Annotated in this window: 16 protein-coding genes (1 of these 16 only partly in view); 9 read left to right on the top strand and 7 right to left on the bottom strand. The window is 71.3% G+C overall.

Going from position 1 to position 16,039, the window contains the following annotated elements; all coding sequences use genetic code 11:
• Positions 1-923 carry the 5' portion of a redox-regulated ATPase YchF gene (gene ychF, locus AB0924_RS08740; protein WP_184968237.1) on the bottom strand. The gene continues 166 nt to the left of window position 1, outside the view, so 923 of the gene's 1,089 nt are visible here — the first part of the coding sequence; the start codon lies at positions 921-923; its stop codon lies beyond the left edge, outside the window.
• Positions 924-1,104: 181 nt separating this feature from the next.
• Here ychF and AB0924_RS08735 point away from each other — a divergent pair, with 181 nt between their 5' ends.
• A complete protein-coding gene (locus tag AB0924_RS08735; RefSeq protein WP_358927433.1) occupies positions 1,105-1,635 on the top strand; it encodes a DUF6542 domain-containing protein in 531 nt (176 codons plus the stop codon).
• A 46-nt stretch (positions 1,636-1,681) separates the two neighbouring features.
• Here AB0924_RS08735 and ppgK read toward each other — a convergent pair whose 3' ends face one another.
• Both ppgK and AB0924_RS08725 read right to left on the bottom strand, forming a co-directional pair.
• Positions 1,682-2,443 (bottom strand): polyphosphate--glucose phosphotransferase, encoded by a 762-nt coding sequence (gene ppgK, locus AB0924_RS08730; RefSeq protein ID WP_358927432.1) that lies wholly within the window; start codon positions 2,441-2,443, stop codon positions 1,682-1,684.
• A gap of 63 nt (positions 2,444-2,506) precedes the next feature.
• On the bottom strand, positions 2,507-3,523 hold the full coding sequence (locus AB0924_RS08725) for a 4-hydroxy-3-methylbut-2-enyl diphosphate reductase (protein WP_358927431.1): 1,017 nt from the start codon (positions 3,521-3,523) through the stop codon (positions 2,507-2,509).
• A 118-nt stretch (positions 3,524-3,641) separates the two neighbouring features.
• On the opposite strand from AB0924_RS08725, the gene xseA reads away from it, so the two are divergent.
• The 3 genes from xseA to AB0924_RS08710 all read left to right on the top strand — a co-directional run bounded on the left by xseA (position 3,642) and on the right by AB0924_RS08710 (position 5,824).
• Complete coding sequence (gene xseA / locus AB0924_RS08720; RefSeq protein ID WP_358927430.1) at positions 3,642-4,862, top strand: exodeoxyribonuclease VII large subunit; 1,221 nt, start codon at positions 3,642-3,644, stop codon at positions 4,860-4,862.
• A 9-nt stretch (positions 4,863-4,871) separates the two neighbouring features.
• Complete coding sequence (locus tag AB0924_RS08715; protein WP_358927429.1) at positions 4,872-5,096, top strand: exodeoxyribonuclease VII small subunit; 225 nt, start codon at positions 4,872-4,874, stop codon at positions 5,094-5,096.
• Between the two features lie 137 nt (positions 5,097-5,233).
• The gene (locus AB0924_RS08710; protein WP_358927428.1) at positions 5,234-5,824 is read left to right on the top strand and encodes a malonic semialdehyde reductase; all 591 of its coding nucleotides are present in this window, start codon (positions 5,234-5,236) and stop codon (positions 5,822-5,824) included.
• A gap of 65 nt (positions 5,825-5,889) precedes the next feature.
• Here AB0924_RS08710 and AB0924_RS08705 read toward each other — a convergent pair whose 3' ends face one another.
• Positions 5,890-6,414: a DUF4245 domain-containing protein gene (locus AB0924_RS08705; RefSeq protein ID WP_358927427.1), complete on the bottom strand. Its 525-nt coding sequence runs from the start codon at positions 6,412-6,414 to the stop codon at positions 5,890-5,892.
• A gap of 127 nt (positions 6,415-6,541) precedes the next feature.
• On the opposite strand from AB0924_RS08705, the gene glpX reads away from it, so the two are divergent.
• On the top strand, positions 6,542-7,576 hold the full coding sequence (gene glpX, locus AB0924_RS08700; protein ID WP_143627361.1) for a class II fructose-bisphosphatase: 1,035 nt from the start codon (positions 6,542-6,544) through the stop codon (positions 7,574-7,576).
• Between the two features lie 75 nt (positions 7,577-7,651).
• Here glpX and AB0924_RS08695 read toward each other — a convergent pair whose 3' ends face one another.
• Positions 7,652-8,026 (bottom strand): WhiB family transcriptional regulator, encoded by a 375-nt coding sequence (locus tag AB0924_RS08695; RefSeq protein WP_358927426.1) that lies wholly within the window; start codon positions 8,024-8,026, stop codon positions 7,652-7,654.
• 175 nt (positions 8,027-8,201) lie between these two features.
• Positions 8,202-8,903 (bottom strand): DUF1707 domain-containing protein, encoded by a 702-nt coding sequence (locus tag AB0924_RS08690; protein ID WP_358927425.1) that lies wholly within the window; start codon positions 8,901-8,903, stop codon positions 8,202-8,204.
• Between the two features lie 168 nt (positions 8,904-9,071).
• Between AB0924_RS08690 and AB0924_RS08685 the strand changes: the two genes are divergently transcribed.
• Positions 9,072-10,745 (top strand): fumarate hydratase, encoded by a 1,674-nt coding sequence (locus AB0924_RS08685; protein ID WP_358927424.1) that lies wholly within the window; start codon positions 9,072-9,074, stop codon positions 10,743-10,745.
• Positions 10,746-10,934: 189 nt separating this feature from the next.
• On the opposite strand, the gene AB0924_RS08680 is transcribed toward AB0924_RS08685, so the two are convergent.
• Positions 10,935-11,300, bottom strand: a complete 366-nt coding sequence (locus AB0924_RS08680) for a hypothetical protein (RefSeq protein ID WP_366911008.1) — start codon at positions 11,298-11,300, stop codon at positions 10,935-10,937.
• A gap of 169 nt (positions 11,301-11,469) precedes the next feature.
• Here AB0924_RS08680 and AB0924_RS08675 point away from each other — a divergent pair, with 169 nt between their 5' ends.
• The 3 genes from AB0924_RS08675 (at position 11,470) to AB0924_RS08665 (ending at position 16,013) form a co-directional block, all read left to right on the top strand.
• Positions 11,470-12,870: a class II fumarate hydratase gene (locus AB0924_RS08675; protein WP_358927619.1), complete on the top strand. Its 1,401-nt coding sequence runs from the start codon at positions 11,470-11,472 to the stop codon at positions 12,868-12,870.
• Positions 12,871-12,942: 72 nt separating this feature from the next.
• The gene (locus AB0924_RS08670) at positions 12,943-13,632 is read left to right on the top strand and encodes a DUF402 domain-containing protein (protein WP_358927422.1); all 690 of its coding nucleotides are present in this window, start codon (positions 12,943-12,945) and stop codon (positions 13,630-13,632) included.
• A gap of 278 nt (positions 13,633-13,910) precedes the next feature.
• The gene (locus tag AB0924_RS08665; RefSeq protein WP_366911007.1) at positions 13,911-16,013 is read left to right on the top strand and encodes a SpoIIE family protein phosphatase; all 2,103 of its coding nucleotides are present in this window, start codon (positions 13,911-13,913) and stop codon (positions 16,011-16,013) included.
• The last annotated feature ends 26 nt before the right edge of the window (positions 16,014-16,039 follow it).

Genomic DNA, 16,039 nt, shown 5'->3' with positions numbered 1-16,039 from the left:
TGGATCACACCGGCCGCCTCGGGGGCCGTGGCGCCCTTCTTGATCGTCCAGGCCCGGGACTCCTTGGGGCCGGCCGTGAGGTAGGTCTGCAGACCGAGCGTGTTGAAACCGACGCGGGCGAGGGTGGCGAGGCCGGGCTCCTCGGCGCCGACCGACTCCAGGAGCTCCAGCGCGTCCTCCTCGTCCAGCTCGGCGAGGTCCTGCTCCAGCTTGGCGTTGAGGAAGATCGCCTCGGCGGGGGCGACCAGGGCGCGCTGCTCGTTCTTGAAGTCCTCGTCGACCAGCTCGTCCTCGTCGACGTTGAAGACGTAGAGGAACGGCTTGGTGGTGAGCAGGTGCAGGTCGTGCAGGAGCTCGTTGCGCTCGGTGCCCTGGACGATGCCGTGCGCGAAGAGCGTGTCGCCCTTCTCCAGGATCTCCTTGGCCTCCTCGACGGCCTTGACCTTGGGAGCGATGTCCTTCTTGATCCGCGACTCCTTCTGGAGCCGGGGCAGGACCTTCTCGATGGTCTGGAGATCGGCGAGGATCAGCTCGGTGTTGATCGTCTCGATGTCGTCCTTCGGCGAGACCTTGCCGTCGACGTGGACGACGTTCTCGTCCTTGAAGGCACGGATGACCTGGCAGATCGCGTCGGACTCACGGATGTTCGCGAGGAACTTGTTGCCCAGGCCCTCGCCCTCGGAGGCACCGCGCACGATGCCGGCGATGTCGACGAAGTCGACCGTGGCCGGAAGAATGCGCTCGGACTTGAAGATCGACGCCAGCTTGGCGAGGCGGCCGTCAGGGACACCGACCACGCCGACGTTCGGCTCGATCGTGGCGAACGGGTAGTTGGCCGCCAGCACGTCGTTCTTGGTCAGGGCGTTGAACAGGGTCGACTTGCCGACATTGGGCAGGCCGACGATTCCGATCGTGAGCGACACGTTGCGACTTCCCGTAGATGAGAGGGGCCAGGGGCTGCCAGGGGCCAGAGACACTGGCCGATCCACCAGTCTACGGCGTCCGCGACGGCCGGCTCTCGGGAGCGCGGGACGTCCGGCCGAGCCGCGCCCACCGGCGTGTCTGAGGGCTTATTGAGCACATAAGCAGACCTAGGTTGGTCCAATGGAGCAGCGCAGAAGCCGACCCCCGAACAACGGACGGCGCCGCGGCACACCGCCCGCGTCGCTACCGCCGCAGGCACGTCGGCCGGTGCCGCGCGGGGCGCGGCCCGCGGACGGACGGCCGGCGGGTGCCGGGCCGTCGGACGGGCAGCCGGCGGGGCTGCGGCTCACCGGGCTCGGCGGGGGGCTGTTCTGCGTGGCGGTGATGCTTCTGCTCGGTCTGCTGGACCAGCTCGTGTTCGGTGCGTCCCTGACGCTGTACGGCGTGCTGTTCCTGCCGGTGTGCGTGCTGACCGCGCTGTGGGTCCGCGGCGGTGACGTGCTCACCGCCCCGGTCGTCGTGCCGATCGCCTTCGCGGCGGGTCTGTTCCCCGTCGCGGACGGCACCGGGGGCCTGCTCGGGCGGCTGATGGGCCTCGTCACCGGGCTCGCCACGCAGGCGGGCTGGCTGTACGGGGGGACGCTGCTCGCGGGGGTGATCGTGCTGGTACGCCGGGTGCTGTGGGTACGGGCCCGCCGGAGCCGTGGCTGACCGGCGGGTCCCGCGCCGTCCTTCCCGGGCCTGAGCCCGTGGGCGGTCAGCCCCCGAGCCGCGCCTGTGCCTGCGCCGCGTGCATCGCCGCCCCGACGATGCCGGCGTTGTTCTGAAGCTGGGCCGGCACGATCTCCGCCTTCACGCCCTCGATGAGGTGCAGGAACTTGTCCGCCTTGCGGCTGACCCCACCGCCGACGATGAACAGCTCGGGCGAGAAGAGCATCTCGACGTGGGCGAGGTACTTCCCGACCCTGCGCGCCCACTGCTCCCAGCTCAGGCCGTGGTCCTCCTTGGCCTTGCTGGAGGCCCGCTTCTCGGCCTCGTGGCCGTTCAGCTCGAGGTGGCCCAGCTCGGTGTTGGGGACCAGGACGCCGTCCACGAAGACGGCGCTGCCGATACCGGTGCCGAAGGTGAGCAGGATGACCGTGCCCCGCCGGTCCCGGCCGGCGCCGAACTGCATCTCGGCGACGCCCGCCGCGTCCGCGTCGTTGACCACTGTCACCGGCAGGCCGCCCAGCCGGCCGCTGAACAACGCGCGCGCGTCAGTGTCCACCCAGCTCTTGTCGACGTTGGCCGCCGTACGGACCGTGGCCCCGCCCGTGACCACTCCGGGGAAGGTCAGCCCCACCGGGCCGGTCCAGCCGAAGTGGTCGATGACCTGCTTCACCCCGTCGGCGACGCCGTCGGGCGTCGCAGGGTGCGGGGTGAGCACCTTGCAGCGCTCCTGGGCCAGGTCCCCCTTGTCCAGGTCCACAGGGGCGCCCTTGATCCCGGATCCACCGATGTCCACGCCGAAGATCTGCATGGCACCACGTTACGACGTGCCACCGACGGTCACGCCATGCCGGTCACGGCCCGGACGTGCCGGTCACGCCCCGGAGGTGCCGGTCCCGCCGCGCTCGGCGGCCAGGGTCGCCGCCTCGTCGCGCAGGTCGCGGCGCAGCTCCTTGGGCAGCGAGAAGGTGATGGACTCCTCGGCGGCCTTGACGATCTCCACGTCCCCGTAGCCGCGCTCGCCGAGCCACTCCAGGACCTGCTCGACCAGTACCTCGGGGACGGAGGCGCCGGAGGTGACACCGACGGTCGTCACGCCCTCCAGCCAGGCCTCGTCGATCTCGTCGGCGAAGTCCACCAGGTAGGCGGCGCGGGAACCGGCGAGCTTGGCGACCTCGACCAGCCGCTTGGAGTTCGAGGAGTTGCGCGAGCCGACCACGATGACCAGCTCGGCCTCGGCGCCCATCTGCTTCACGGCGAGCTGGCGGTTCTGCGTGGCGTAGCAGATGTCGTCGCTCGGCGGGGAGACGAGGCCCGGGAACTTCGTCTTCAGGGCGTCGACGGTCTCCATGGTCTCGTCCACGGACAGGGTGGTCTGGGACAGCCAGACGACCTTGGAGGGGTCGCGGACCTCGACCTTGGCGACGTCCTCGGGGCCGTCGACGAGCTGGATGTGCTCGGGGGCCTCGCCGGAGGTGCCGATGACCTCCTCGTGGCCCTCGTGCCCGATCAGGAGGATGTCGTAGTCCTCCTTGGCGTACCGCACGGCCTCCTTGTGGACCTTGGTGACCAGCGGGCAGGTCGCGTCGATCGTGGCCAGCCGGCCGCGCTCGGCCTCCTCGTGCACGACCGGGGCGACGCCGTGCGCGGAGAACATCACGATGTTGCCCGGCGGCACCTCCTCCGTCCGCTCGACGAAGACGGCGCCCTTCCTCTCCAGGGTCTGCACGACGTACTTGTTGTGGACGATCTCGTGCCGGACGTAGATCGGGGCCCCGTACTGCTCCAGGGCCTTCTCGACGGCGATCACGGCGCGGTCGACACCGGCGCAGTAGCCCCGGGGGGCGGCGAGCAGGACACGGCGGCCAGACGAAGCGGTCATGGGACCCATCGTAAGGGTGTGTTCACGGGCTCCGGGATCGCGTGCCCGCGCGGCCGGTCCTACGGGTCCCGCGCGGGCGCGCGTGCGGGCGGGGCCTTTTGTCGGTGCCCGCCGTTACGCTCGCGGCATGGCTGTGAACACGTCGCCCGAGACGCCTCTGCCCGTCGGTGAGGTCTCGCGGCTCATCGGGAGGTGGATCGACCGGCTGGGCGCGGTGTGGGTCGAGGGGCAGATCACGCAGCTCTCGCGGCGGCCGGGCGCCGGGGTGGTGTTCCTCACCCTGCGGGACCCCTCGCACGACATCTCGGTCAGCGTGACGTGCTACCGGCAGGTGTTCGACGCCGTGGCCGACGTGGTCGGTGAGGGCGCCCGGGTCGTCGTCCTGGCGAAGCCGGAGTGGTACGCGCCGCGCGGGCAGCTCTCGCTGCGGGCCGCCGAGATACGGCCCGTGGGCGTCGGTGAGCTGCTGGCCCGGCTGGAGCGGCTCAAGAAGGCGCTCGCGGCCGAGGGGCTGTTCGCGCCGGAGCGCAAGAAGCCGCTGCCGTTCCTGCCGCAGCTCATCGGGCTGGTCTGCGGGCGGGCCTCCGCCGCGGAGCGGGACGTGCTGGAGAACGCCCGGCACCGCTGGCCCGCCGTCCGCTTCGAGGTGCGCAACGTGGCCGTGCAGGGTGTGCACGCCGTTCCGCAGGTCGTGCAGGCGGTCAAGGAGCTGGACGGGCTGGACGACGTGGACGTCATCGTCGTGGCCCGCGGCGGCGGCAGCGTGGAGGACCTGCTGCCGTTCTCCGACGAGCAGCTCGTGCGCGCGGTGGCCCAGTGCCGTACGCCCGTGGTGTCCGCCATCGGGCACGAGCCGGACAACCCGCTGCTGGACCTCGTGGCCGACCTGCGCGCCTCCACCCCGACCGACGCCGCCAAGAAGGTCGTGCCGGACGTGGGCGAGGAGTTCGAGCGGGTGCGGATGCTGCGGGACCGGGCCCGGCGGTGTGTGTCGGCGGCCGTGGAGCGGGAGGAACGGGGGCTGGCGCACGCGCTGGCGCGGCCCGCGATGGAGGATCCGCACCGGATGGTCGACGAGCGCGCCGACCATGTGGCGTCGCTGCTGGACCGCGGCCGGCGCACGCTCGGTCACCTCCTGGACCGTGCCGACTCCGAGCTGACGCACACGCACGCGCGCGTGGTGGCCCTGTCCCCGGCCGCCACCCTCAGGCGCGGCTACGCGGTGCTGCAGCGGGCGGACGGGCACGTGGTGCGGGACCCGGAGGAAGTGACCGGGGGCGAGGTGCTGCGGGCGCGGGTCGCCGAGGGCGAGTTCGGCGTCCGCGTCGATGCCGATGTCGATGTCTAGGGTGGGTGGATGACCAGCAAGGTGGACGAGGCGCTGTCGTACGAGCAGGCCCGGGACGAGTTGATCGAGGTCGTACGGCGGCTGGAGACGGGCGGTACGACGCTCGAGGAGTCCCTGGCGCTGTGGGAGCGGGGCGAGGAGCTGGCCAAGGTGTGCCGGCGCTGGCTGGAGGGGGCGCGGGCCCGGCTGGACGCGGCCCTGGCCGAGGAGACCGAGGAGGAGGACGCCGAGTAGGGCGTCGGGACGGCACGCTGCGCTGTGCCGGGTGTCACCACGCCACCAGTTTTGTTGAAGGTTGAACTTTGCCGTAGGGTCGTACGCGTCAGCCGGTCCGGCACCCCGGACCGGACGCGAACCCGAGGAAGTCACGCATGTCTCTCGTTCTTGACCCCGCCGCCCAGGACCTGCTGTTCCGCGAGGCCCGCACCGCGAACACCTTCACCGACGAGCCGGTGTCCGAGGAGCAGGTCCAGGCGATCTACGACCTGGTCAAGTACGGCCCCACCGCCTTCAACCAGACCCCGCTGCGCATCACCCTGGTCCGCTCCCCCGAGGCCCGCGAGCGCCTGGTGAAGCACATGTCCGAGGGCAACCAGGCCAAGACCGCCGCCGCCCCGCTGGTCGCGATCCTCTCCGCGGACAACGAGTTCCACGAGGAGCTGCCGGCCCTGTTCCCGGCCTTCCCGCAGGCCAAGGACCTCTTCTTCGCCGAGCGCCCGGTCCGCGAGGGCTCCGCCGCGATGAACGCCGCCCTCCAGGCCGGCTACTTCATCGTCGGCGTCCGCGCCGCCGGCCTCGCCGCCGGCCCGATGACCGGCTTCGACTTCGAGGGCGTCCGCAAGGAGTTCCTGGACGACGACCACACCCCGCTGATGGTCGTCAACATCGGCCGGCCGGGCCCGGACGCCTGGTACCCCCGCTCGCCGCGCCTGGCATACGAGGACGTCATCACGACCGTCTGACCCCCGAGCACGCGAAGAGGCCCCCGGCATCACCGGGGGCCTCTTCGCGTGCTCGGGCAGGGCGCTCAGGACATCCGCAGGGCCGCCGCCATCTTCGTCAGCCGGTCGAAGGGGGCCGTGCCGGCCACCACCGTGGTGGAGCCGGGAGTGTCCTCCAGGACCAGGGCGTCGTAGCGGCCGCCGGTGTACCGCGTCCAGGTACGGTCGCCGATCCGCTCGGTCCGCTTCGTCGCCTTCGAGCCCTGGCTGGCCTGGTGGATGAAGTCGGACCGCTTCTGAGCCGACTGCTCGACCTGTACGTACTGACCCTCGGGATCCTGGAAGCCCAGGTGCCAGCGGTCGGAGTTCTCGCCCTGGAAGCGCACCGAGGTCGCCTTCCAGGCACCGGGCAGGCCCTCGGGGGCGGCCACCGGGTAGCTCGCGGCACGACGCGCCGTCTCCAGCTCGACCCGGTAGTCGACCCGCTTGATGTCGGGAGCGTGATCGTCGTGCGGGACGAAGACGTAGATGACCGCCGCCGCGATCCCGATGAGGCCCAGGGAGAGGATCATGTCCCGGACCGTCTTCTGCTTGCCGTTGGAACCTGCCACGCCCTCTATCGTCGCAGGTGCCCGGAGCGCTCATCCGTGGGGTCCCCTGCTCATTTTGTCTGCTCAACGATAGAGTCGGGACCAACACCCTCATCCGGCCGTCGTCGTATCAGAAAGGTGCGCTCCGATGACCGAGAATCATCATCTGCCGTCCGAGCTCGATGTGCCCTCCGAGGCACCCGACCGAAACCTCGCCCTGGAGCTCGTCCGGGTGACCGAAGCCGCCGCCATGGCCGCCGGCCGCTGGGTCGGGCGGGGCGACAAGAACGGCGCCGACGGCGCCGCGGTGCGCGCCATGCGAACCCTCGTCTCGACCGTCTCGATGAACGGCGTCGTCGTCATCGGTGAGGGCGAGAAGGACGAGGCCCCGATGCTCTTCAACGGGGAGCACGTGGGCGACGGCACCGGCCCCGAGGTGGACATCGCCGTCGACCCGATCGACGGCACCACCCTCACCGCCAAGGGCATGCCCAACGCGATCGCGGTCCTCGCCGCCGCCGAGCGCGGGGCCATGTTCGACCCGTCCGCCGTGTTCTACATGGACAAGCTCGTCACCGGCCCCGAGGCCGCCGACTTCGTCGACATCAACGCGCCCGTGTCGGTCAACATCCGCCGGGTCGCCAAGGCCAAGCGCCGCACGCCCGAGGACGTCACGGTCGTCATCCTCGACCGGCCCCGGCACGAAGGCATCATCAAGGAGATCCGCGACACCGGCGCGCGCATCAAGCTGATCTCCGACGGTGACGTCGCCGGCTCCATCCTCGCCCTGCGCGAGGGCACCGGCATCGACCTGCTGCTCGGCATCGGCGGCACCCCGGAGGGCATCATCTCGGCCTGCGCCGTGAAATGCCTGGGTGGGACCATCCAGGGCAAGCTGTGGCCCAAGGACGACGAGGAGCGCGCGCGGGCCGTCGACGCCGGGCACGACCTGGACCGCGTCCTGACCACGGAGGACCTGGTCACCGGCGAGAACGTGTTCTTCGTCGCCACCGGCATCACCGACGGCGAACTGATGCGCGGGGTGCGGTACCGGTCGGAGACCGCCACCACCGACTCCATCGTGATGCGGTCGAAGTCCGGCACCGTGCGGCGGATCGACTCCGAGCACCGGCTGAGCAAGCTGCGGGCCTACAGCGCGATCGACTTCGACCGGGCGAAGTGACCCGACCCGGGTGAGCCCCGCTCCCCCGCGAACCAATGGGCGCCCTCTGTGCGGAGAGGGCGCCCGTTCCCACAGCTAGCCGGCTATGCGGTCCGCCGTCGCCCGTGCCGCCTTCTTCAGCTCCACCTCGCGCCGGCGGCGGCGCGCCAGCACCACACGGCGTTCGGCCGCCGTCAGGCCGCCCCAGACGCCGTACGGCTCGGGCTGGAGCAGAGCGTGCTCGCGGCACTCGACCATGACGGGGCAGCGCGCGCAGACGCGCTTGGCCGCCTCCTCGCGGGACAGCCGGGCGGCCGTCGGCTCCTTGGACGGGGCGAAGAACAGGCCGGCCTCGTCACGCCGGCACACCGCCTCGGTGTGCCAGGGGGCGTCTTGGTCCCTGTCTCGCACTGGCACCCGCTGGGCCGGAACGGCAGCGACCTGCAGGGACGAATGCGGCGGTTGCAGCACGGTCTACTCCTGACGACGGCTTCGCGAGCGAGCGACGATGCAGCAAGGCCTACCCGCTGTGCGCGCGCCTATGCACAGCGTTCCCAACCGCGGGCGCACGCCGTCCTGTTCACGCCCCCACGCCCTCGCCGCCGGCCGGACGGCACGCTTCCGGCCGGCGGCGAATGCGCGAGCGTCAACGGTCCAGGTGTTTGCGCAGCTTGCGGTCGACCTTGTTCTGGACACGGTCGAGGATGTCCGCCACCAGCCTGCCGCGCTTGGGCCGCGCCTCCACGTTGCCCAGCACGGCCCAGCCGTCGACGTAGATCACCGGCGCCTCCGACTCGACCGAATCGAGCGGAGCCACCTCGAAGTTGCCCAGCACACCGCCGCCCGTGCCGCGCAGCGAGACGTTCTCCGGCACGCGGATCTGCACGTCACCGAAGACCGAGACGGCCTTGATGACGACCTGCTGGTACTCGAAGATCGCCTCGCTCAGATCGATCTCGACGCTGCCGAACACCGCGTAGGCGTGCAGCCGGCGCCCGGCCCGCCAGCGCCCCCGCCGCATGGCACTGCTGAAGACGGCCACCACATTGGCGTCCGCCTCCGCCGGTATCGCACCGGGAGCCGGACGGGGCGGCACGGAAGCGTACGCGGGCGCCGCGGGCCCGTGATGGGCCGCGGGCAGGTCGCGGATGAAGACCTCCAGCTCGCCGACCGTCTTGGCGTGCAGCACCCCCTCCACGCGCTCGGCGTGCTCGTCCGCGGTCAGCCTGCCCTCGGCCAGGGCCTCACGGAGGATGTCGGCGACGCGGTCGCGGTCGGCGTCCGAGGCGCGCAGGTCGGCGGGGGCCAGGGCCCCTTCCCGGGCTTGGGCGTGCTTCTGAAGGTCCACGGCAGCAGCGTACCGAAACGCGATAGATCGCGACTAGGGGTGTGGACGACCCCGGGCGTGTCGAACTGAGCCCCACCTCACAGGTTCCGCGCCGATGGCAGGTTCTACGCTGGTGGGGCCCGCCAACGTCGGCGGGCAGCCGTCCGTCAGAGTGAGGAATGGGCTGAGATGCCTGAGTTCGCGTACACCGATCTGCTTCCCCAGGGCGAGGACACCACCCCGTACCGGCTGGTGACCTCGGAAGGCGTGTCCACCGTCGAGGGGCCGGACGGGCGGACGTTCCTCAAGGTGGAGCCGGAGGCGCTGCGCAAGCTCGCCGAAGAGGCCATCCACGACATCCAGCACTACCTGCGCCCGGCCCACCTCGCCCAGCTGCGCCGCATCATCGACGACCCCGAGGCCTCGGGCAACGACAAGTTCGTCGCCCTGGACCTGCTGAAGAACGCGAACATCGCGGCGGCCGGCGTGCTCCCGATGTGCCAGGACACCGGCACCGCGATCGTCATGGGCAAGCGCGGCCAGAACGTCCTCACCGAGGGCCAGGACGAGAAGGCCCTCTCCCACGGCATCTACGACGCCTACACGAAGCTGAACCTGCGCTACTCGCAGATGGCTCCGCTCACCATGTGGGAGGAGAAGAACACCGGCTCCAACCTCCCCGCGCAGATCGAGCTGTACGCCACCGACGGCGGCGCCTACAAGTTCCTCTTCATGGCCAAGGGCGGCGGCTCCGCCAACAAGTCCTTCCTCTACCAGGAGACGAAGGCCGTCCTGAACGAGGCCTCCATGATGAAGTTCCTGGAGGAGAAGATCCGCTCGCTCGGCACGGCCGCCTGCCCGCCGTACCACCTGGCGATCGTCGTCGGCGGCACGAGCGCCGAGTACGCGCTGAAGACCGCCAAGTACGCCTCCGCGCACTACCTGGACAACATGCCGGCCGAGGGCTCGCCGCTAGGCCACGGCTTCCGGGACAAGGAGCTGGAGGACAAGGTCTTCGAGCTGACCCAGCGGATCGGCATCGGCGCGCAGTTCGGCGGCAAGTACTTCTGCCACGACGTGCGCGTGGTGCGGCTGCCGCGGCACGGCGCGTCCTGCCCGGTCGCGATCGCCGTCTCCTGCTCGGCGGACCGCCAGGCGGTCGCCAAGATCACCGCAGAGGGCGTCTTCCTGGAGCAGCTCGAGACGGACCCGGCGCGGTTCCTGCCGGAGACCACGGACGAGCACCTGGAGCAGGACGGGGACGTCGTCACCATCGACCTGAACCAGCCGATGGACGAGATCCTCGCCGAGCTGACCAAGTACCCGGTCAAGACGCGGCTCTCCCTCACCGGCCCGCTGGTCGTCGCCCGCGACATCGCGCACGCCAAGATCAAGGAGCGGCTGGACGCGGGCGAGGGCATGCCGCAGTACCTGAAGGACCACCCGGTGTACTACGCGGGCCCGGCGAAGACGCCCGAGGGCTACGCGTCAGGCTCCTTCGGCCCGACGACGGCCGGCCGCATGGACTCCTACGTGGAGCAGTTCCAGGCGGCGGGCGGCTCCAAGGTGATGCTCGCCAAGGGCAACCGCAGCAAGCAGGTCACCGACGCGTGCGACGCGCACGGCGGCTTCTACCTCGGCTCCATCGGCGGCCCGGCCGCCCGCCTCGCCCAGGACTGCATCAAGAAGGTCGAGGTGCTGGAGTACGAGGAGCTGGGGATGGAAGCCGTCTGGAAGATCGAGGTGGAGGACTTCCCGGCGTTCATCGTCGTGGACGACAAGGGCAACGACTTCTTCACTTCGCGGGAACCTGAGCAGCCGACGTTCACCAGCATCCCGGTGCGGGGTCCGGGCCTGGGCTGATCCGGCGGCAGCACCCGTGGGGAGCCCCCGGCGCGTCGCCGGGGGCTCTGCCGCTCTCATCGCCGGGGGGCGCCGTTCTCCCGGCACGGGTTGACCGCGTCGAGACCCGGGATCACCGCGTCAGGAAGGTCGGCGAACCGGACTCGCCGTGGAGCAACGCCGCCCCCGGGGCCATGACCGGGCCGGGTGTCAGTGCGGCACGCAGCCGAACCAGTTCACCGTGGCGCCGTCGGCGGTGAAGCCCATGCACCTGATGGTCCTGTCGTGCAGCTTCTCGGTCCGGTCGACCGGACCGTTCAGATAGTCCGTCGTGTGGTGGGCCTCCACCAGGTCGTCGACCTCGACGCGGTACCAGCGCCGTTCGCCGGACGGCAGGCTGCATCCGTGGGCCGTCAGATTGCGGCTGGGATCGCCGCTCCAGATGGGCCGTTCGGCGCGGTCGCAGTGGACTCTGCCCGCGGCGCCGGCGGTGCCGGCTCCCGCGCCCAGCAGGGTCGCCGCGCCTATGGACACCGCCGCGATGGCGCCGAGCAGACCCTTGGGATTGAAGTGCATCGATCGGTCCTCCTGCCGGCCGTGGTGGCGGCGGGAATCGCCCACCACCTTGGGCTGATAGTCACACTTATCCGCGATGTCCCGCCCGGTGGTCGGGAGCCCGGTCCCCCGACCCGGTGACGCCGGTGGTGCCAATGGACCCACGGTCCGGAACAACCACCGCGCCCCGATCGCTGACAAGGACATGAGCAACTACCGCATCGAGCACGACTCCATGGGCGAGGTCCGGGTGCCCGGCCATGCCAAGTGGCGGGCGCAGACGCAGCGTGCCGTCGAGAACTTCCCGGTGTCCGGGCAGCGGATCGAGCGGGCGCACATCGAGGCGCTGGCGCGGATCAAGGGCGCGGCGGCGAAGGTGAACGCCGGGCTGGGCGTGCTGGACAAGGATGTCGCGGAGGCGATCCAGGAGGCGGCCCGGGAGGTCGCCGAGGGAAAGTGGGACGAGCACTTCCCGGTGGACGTGTTCCAGACCGGGTCCGGGACCTCCTCCAACATGAACACCAACGAGGTCATCGCCACCCTGGCCGGTGAGCGGCTCGGCCGGGACGTGCACCCCAACGACCACGTCAACGCCTCGCAGTCCTCGAACGACGTCTTCCCCTCGTCCCTGCACATCGCCGCCACCGCCGCCGTCACGCACGACCTGATCCCGGCGCTGGAGCACCTCGCCGCCGCCCTCGGGCGCAAGTCCGAGGAGTTCGCGGACGTCGTCAAGGCCGGGCGGACGCATCTGATGGACGCGACGCCGGTGACCCTCGGGCAGGAGTTCGGCGGGTACGCGGCCCAGGTGCGGTACGGCGTGGAGCGGCTGCGGGCCTCGCTGCCCCGGCTGGCGGAGCTGCCGCTGGGCGGGACGGCGGTCGGCACCGGTATCAACACGCCGCCCGGATTCTCCGCCGCGGTGATCGAGGAGGTCGCTCGGGCCACCGGGCTGCCGCTGACCGAGGCCCGGGACCACTTCGAGGCGCAGGGCGCCCGGGACGCGGTGGTGGAGACCAGCGGGCAGCTGCGGACCATCGCGGTGGGGCTGACGAAGATCGCGAACGATCTGCGCTGGATGGCGTCCGGGCCGCGCACCGGGCTGGCCGAGATCCGGCTGCCCGATCTGCAGCCGGGCTCCTCGATCATGCCGGGGAAGGTCAACCCGGTCATCCCGGAGGCCGTGCTCATGGTCGCCGCCCAGGTGATCGGCAACGACGCGACCATCGCCACCGCCGGCGCCGCCGGGAACTTCGAGCTGAACGTGATGCTCCCGGTCATCGCCAAGAACGTGCTGGAGTCGGTACGGCTGCTCGCGAACGTCTCCCGGCTGCTGGCCGACCGGACCGTGGACGGCGTCACCGCGGACCGTGAACGGGCCCGGGAGTACGCGGAGTCCTCGCCCTCGGTGGTGACGCCGCTGAACAAGTACATCGGCTACGAGGAGGCCGCGAAGGTCGCGAAGAAGTCGCTGGCCGAGCGCAGGACCATCCGCGAGGTCGTACTGGAGGGCGGCTATGTGGAGCGCGGCGACCTGACGCTGGAGCAGCTCGACGAGGCGCTGGACGTCCTGCGGATGACACGGCCGTGACGACCGGCCCCGCCGCGTAGAACCGTGACGCGTACCGCAGCGTCGTATGTGTACGGCACCTAATATCTGTTCATGGCGGACAACGGAGCGGTGAGACGAGTGGCGGCGGGGCCTGCGAACTACTGGACGCCCGGGAGCCAGATCCTGTGGCGGTACCGGGAGAACGCCGGCGCGCGCTTCCACATCGCGCGGCCCGTCACCGTGGTCCGGGACGACGCGGAACTGCTCGCCGTGTGGATGGCGCCCGGTACCGAGTGCGTGAAGCCGGTGATCGCCGACGGTACGCCGGTGCACGTGGAGCCGCTGGAGACCCGCTACACCAGGCCGCGTTCGGTGCAGCGGGACCGGTGGTTCGGCACGGGTGTGCTGAAGCTGGCGCGGCCCGCCGAGCCCTGGTCGGTGTGGCTGTTCTGGGAGCCGGGCTGGCAGTTCAAGAACTGGTACGTCAACCTTGAGCAGCCGCTGGCCCGTTGGGCGGGCGGAGTCGACTCCGAGGATCACTTCCTGGACATCTCCGTCCACCCGGACCGCAGTTGGCAGTGGCGGGACGAGGACGAGTTCGCACAGGCTCAGCGGGACGGGCTGATGGACGAGGGGACCGCCGAGCGGGTGCGGGCGGCCGGCCGGGCCGCGGTGGAGGTGATCGACGCCTGGGGCCCGCCGTTCTCCGACGGCTGGCAGCACTGGCGCCCGGATCCGTCCTGGGCGGTACCGTCACTCCCCGAGGACTGGGACCGTACGCCCGCGCACGTGTCCTCATGAGACCCTTGATGCGCCCCCGGCCCACAACCGTAGGATCGTCCTCCGCAAGAATCCGCAAGGCAACTACCGGGGTGCGAGCCGGGTCTGACCAGACGTCACCGAGGGGCGGCAGGAGTGAGCGAGGGGTACGAGGGCAAGACCACGGCGGGCCCGGCAGGGTTCACCGGCGGCACAGGCACGACCTCTGACCACGCGGGAATTCCGTTCCTGGGGCACGTATTCCGGGTATCGGACTTTCGGCGGGACCATGTGCGCGCCCGGCGCGCAGCCCCGGACGGATGGATTCGACGCGCGTGACGGAGCACCCCACGTCCTACGAACGCCCGCAGTCGGGCGTCGACCCCGCGGAGTCCCGCGGGGCGCTCCTGCGTACCCCGGAGCAGCCCGGCAGTCCGGTCTTACCGGCACAGGCCCTGGCCGACGGACCGCCCTCCGCACCGGGGGCCACCGCGCCCCGCGGTAAGGGGAACAAGGGGAAGGAGCCCCCAGTCAACGGCCCCGAGCACTCCCAGCCCGCCACCGCGCCGACGGACACGGGTCGCCCGCGTCCGGTGCCGGAGGCCATTCCGCCGCAGCCGGGCGCCGAGCAGGAGCGGGGGCCCGGTGGCCCGGACCGCCGTACCGGGCGGGGGCTGCCACCGGGGCGGCCGATGCCGATGCGGCGCGACGGGGACCGCCTCAGGTTCGTGGGCGCGGCGACCCGGCGGATCGCGCGCGGCCTCGATCTGGACGAGATCGTGATGGGGCTGTGCCGGGCCACCGTGCCGACGTTCTCCGACGCGATCCTGGTCTATCTGCGCGATCCGCTGCCGGTGGGTGACGAGCGCCCGACCGGTCCTGTGGTGCTGCGGCTGCGCCGTACGGACCGGATTCCGGACGAGCGGGACACGGAGGGTCTGGCGCTGCCGCCGTTCCCGGAGCCGGAGCCGGAGGCCTCGGTCCTCACCGAGCTGTCGTCGCTGACCACCGAGTTGTGCGAGGTGCGTCCCGGCGGTGCCCTGAACGAGGTGCTGCGCGGGGTGCGGCCGGTGTTCGCCGACGCTCCCGCGGCCCGGGCGGCACTGCCCGAGCTGCTCGGCGAAGGCGGGGAGGCGGCGGTGCCGGGCGGACGGCACGCGATTCTCGCGCCGCTGCGCGGCCGGCGCCGGGTGATCGGTGCCGCGCTGTTCCTGCGGCGTCCGGAGCGGCCGGCGTTCGAGGCGGACGATCTGCTGGTGGCGGCTCAGCTGGCCACGCACAGCGCGCTCGGCATCGACAAGGCGGTGCTGTACGGCCGGGAGGCGTACATCGCCGACGAGTTGCAGCGCACCATGCTGCCGGAGACGCTGCCCCGGCCGACCGGGGTGCGGCTGGCGTCGCGTTATCTGCCGGCGGCGGAGACGGCGCGGGTGGGCGGCGACTGGTACGACGCGATCCCGCTGCCGGGCAGCCGGGTGGCGCTGGTGGTCGGTGATGTCATGGGGCACTCCATGACCTCGGCGGCGATCATGGGCCAGTTGCGCACGACGGCGCAGACGCTGGCCGGTCTCGATCTGCCTCCGCAGGAGGTGCTGCACCATCTGGACGAGCAGGCGCAGCGGCTGGGCACCGACCGTATGGCGACCTGTCTGTACGCGGTGTACGACCCGGTGACGCATCGCATCACCATCGCCAACGCGGGTCATCCGCCGCCCGTGCTGCTGCATCTGGGCGGCCGGGCGGAGGTGCTGCGGGTGCCGCCGGGCGCGCCGATCGGTGTGGGCGGGGTGGATTTCGAGGCGGTGGAGCTGGACGCGCCGGCCGGGGCCACGCTGCTGCTGTACACCGACGGGCTGGTGGAGTCCCGGCTGCGGGACGTGTGGACCGGTATAGAGCAGTTGCGCGAGAAGCTCGCAGCGACCGCGCGGCTGACCGGGCCGGACCATCCGCCGCCGCTCGAGGCGCTGTGCGACGAGGTGCTGGACATGCTCGGCCCGGGTGACCGGGACGACGACATCGCGCTGCTCGCGGCCCGCTTCGACGGGATCGCGCCGAGCGATGTGGCGTACTGGACGCTGGAGCCGGAGGTCGCGGCGCCGCGTGAGGCGCGCCGGCTGGCGCGGCGGGCGCTGGCCCGGTGGGGTCTGGAGGAGCTGACGGATTCGGTGGAGCTGCTGGTCAGCGAGGTGGTCACGAACGCCGTGCGCTACGCCTCGCGTCCGGTGACGCTGCGTCTGCTGCGCACGGAGGTGCTGCGCTGCGAGGTCGGCGACGACGTGCCCCAGTTGCCGCGGCTGTGCCAGGCGCGGGCCACGGACGAGGGCGGCCGCGGGCTGTACCTGGTCAACCGGCTGGCCCGGCGCTGGGGCGCGACGCGGCTGAGCACCGGCAAGGTGGTCTGGTTCGAGCTGAACAGGGTGTGAGTACATGACAGGAGGGGCGCCCGGGT

This window comes from Streptomyces sp. NPDC047869, assembly GCF_040704065.1.
Classification (GTDB): Bacteria; Actinomycetota; Actinomycetes; order Streptomycetales; family Streptomycetaceae; genus Streptomyces.
Note: the sequence above shows the minus strand (reverse complement) of the source record. Positions and strands in the feature narration are given on the sequence as shown.

Excerpts from the sequence above, each read along its gene's own strand:
- xseA (WP_358927430.1), top strand. The coding sequence starts at position 3,642 with ATGGCTGTGAACACGTCGCCCGAGACGCCTCTGCCCGTCGGTGAGGTC.
- AB0924_RS08735 (WP_358927433.1), top strand. The coding sequence starts at position 1,105 with ATGGAGCAGCGCAGAAGCCGACCCCCGAACAACGGACGGCGCCGCGGC.
- AB0924_RS08680 (WP_366911008.1), bottom strand. The coding sequence starts at position 11,300 with ATGCACTTCAATCCCAAGGGTCTGCTCGGCGCCATCGCGGCGGTGTCC.
- AB0924_RS08685 (WP_358927424.1), top strand. The coding sequence starts at position 9,072 with ATGCCTGAGTTCGCGTACACCGATCTGCTTCCCCAGGGCGAGGACACC.
- AB0924_RS08670 (WP_358927422.1), top strand. The coding sequence starts at position 12,943 with ATGGCGGACAACGGAGCGGTGAGACGAGTGGCGGCGGGGCCTGCGAAC.
- glpX (WP_143627361.1), top strand. The coding sequence starts at position 6,542 with ATGACCGAGAATCATCATCTGCCGTCCGAGCTCGATGTGCCCTCCGAG.
- AB0924_RS08665 (WP_366911007.1), top strand. The coding sequence starts at position 13,911 with ATGGATTCGACGCGCGTGACGGAGCACCCCACGTCCTACGAACGCCCG.
- ppgK (WP_358927432.1), bottom strand. The coding sequence starts at position 2,443 with ATGCAGATCTTCGGCGTGGACATCGGTGGATCCGGGATCAAGGGCGCC.
- AB0924_RS08725 (WP_358927431.1), bottom strand. The coding sequence starts at position 3,523 with ATGGGTCCCATGACCGCTTCGTCTGGCCGCCGTGTCCTGCTCGCCGCC.
- AB0924_RS08710 (WP_358927428.1), top strand. The coding sequence starts at position 5,234 with ATGTCTCTCGTTCTTGACCCCGCCGCCCAGGACCTGCTGTTCCGCGAG.
- AB0924_RS08715 (WP_358927429.1), top strand. The coding sequence starts at position 4,872 with ATGACCAGCAAGGTGGACGAGGCGCTGTCGTACGAGCAGGCCCGGGAC.